General features: G+C 42.7%; 2 protein-coding genes. Both read left to right on the forward strand.

The window, feature by feature from the left end; genetic code table 11:
- Positions 1-478 (forward strand): family 1 glycosylhydrolase (locus WEIDD23_RS01465; protein WP_156469544.1); only part of this gene is annotated, 478 nt, incomplete at its 5' end.
- Between the two features lie 240 nt (positions 479-718).
- A complete protein-coding gene (locus WEIDD23_RS01470; RefSeq protein WP_010374911.1) occupies positions 719-1,660 on the forward strand; it encodes a PspC-like choline-binding domain-containing protein in 942 nt (313 codons plus the stop codon).
- The last annotated feature ends 93 nt before the right edge of the window (positions 1,661-1,753 follow it).

Below are 1,753 nucleotides of genomic sequence, written 5' to 3' on the forward strand. Positions count from 1 at the left end.
GTCGGAACAAGACGCCGAAATTGATCATCCAGCTGACGTTGAGGTTGTGAAGAACGATTTCGTGAAGGTGAATGATTGGGATTGGGCAGTTGATCCACAAGGCTTGCGTTACGCATTAAATGAACTAAATGATATGTATCCATATCTACCAATTATGATTGTTGAAAACGGGTTTGGTGCTTACGATGAAATCGTTGATGGTCAAGTACACGACCCATACCGTATTGATTATCTTAAAGCTCACGTTGCTGAAGTTGAAAAAGCAATCGTCAATGATGGTATTCCGGTAATCGGTTACTTGTCATGGGGACCTATCGACATTGTTTCAGCAGGTACTGGTGAGATGAAGAAGCGTTATGGTTATATTTACGTTGATTTGGATGATATGGGTGAAGGATCTGGCGAACGGTTGCGCAAGGATTCGTTCTACTGGTATAAGCAGGTCATCGCGACACAAGGGGAAGACTTAGGCGATTAGCGGATTGATGCCCGTCACGAAACAAACCACAACTACGCTACTTTAATTATTAAATCCTTACACTAATTGATGGGCATCAAGAAAACCACAGGTAGGTTGCTATCTGTGGTTTTTGTTTGCCAATAAACAGCGGATACCGTTAGAAAACTGTAAGAATTATGTCCGGTTTTTAGCACTCTATCACGATAGTCGTCGGATTGCGTTAGAATGTTGATAGATAAAAACAAAGGACGAAGCATCATGAAGTTAAAGTTTAGTGTTTTGGGTTTGGTAGTGGTCGTGATGAGTTTGCTAGTTGCTGGACAGGCAAAAGCTGACACAGTTACAACTGATGCGACGACGAACCAACCACTGTCAGGGTATGTGTTTACTGCTAATCGTGATTGGCGTTGGTATGAGAATGGCCAGCTATATACCGGGTTCCGTAATTATTTTGGGGCAAATTATTATTTTATAAATGGTGTTCGACAAACAAACACGTGGGCGACCGAATGGGGGAAGACCTATTATCTAGGTGCTGATGGTCGAAGCGTGGAAGGCCACCTGGTGACAATTAATGGGATCACGTACGACTTTGGCAATGACCAGACGTTCTACCTGCGTGGTAAAGTTTCTGGTTATTTGAAAGATGGTTCAGCAGCAAATGGTGGTTATCGTTGGTATGACAATGGTCAACTATATACCGGATTTAAGTTTTACATGGGTACATACTACTGGTTTGTCGATGGTGTGCGTCAGAATGCTGGTTGGCGGAGCGCGTGGGGGATGACCTATTATACGGATGCAAATGGCCGAGCAGTGCAAGGCATGCAAACGATTGCTGGCAAGCAATACTATTTTGGTGATAATAACACGTACTACTTACGAGATAATCCAGTCAACACCCGTCAGAATAAAACTAAAGCAACTGCGAATGGCTATATTTACGATGGTTCAGCGTTGAATGGTGGTTATCGTTGGTATGAGAATGGGCAATTGTACACCGGCTTTAAGCATTATATGGGCACATACTACTGGTTTGTTGATGGTGTGCGCCAAAATGCCGGTTGGCGTCATGCTTGGGGTTATACGTACTACACGGACAATCAAGGACGTGCTGTGCAAGGATGGCAGACAATCAACGGCATCCGTTATTACTTTGGTGATAATGGCACATTCTTTATGCGTTACTATTTGAAATAACAAAGAGCGAGCAACTTCTTATCGAGAGGAATGCTCGCTTTTTTTGCTTTATTAATCGCTAATTGGTTAGTGTATAATTAAATTACGGTGTTT

Origin of the sequence: Weissella sp. DD23 (assembly GCF_001579105.1) — a bacterium.
GTDB classification, from domain to species: domain Bacteria; phylum Bacillota; class Bacilli; order Lactobacillales; family Lactobacillaceae; genus Weissella; species Weissella cibaria.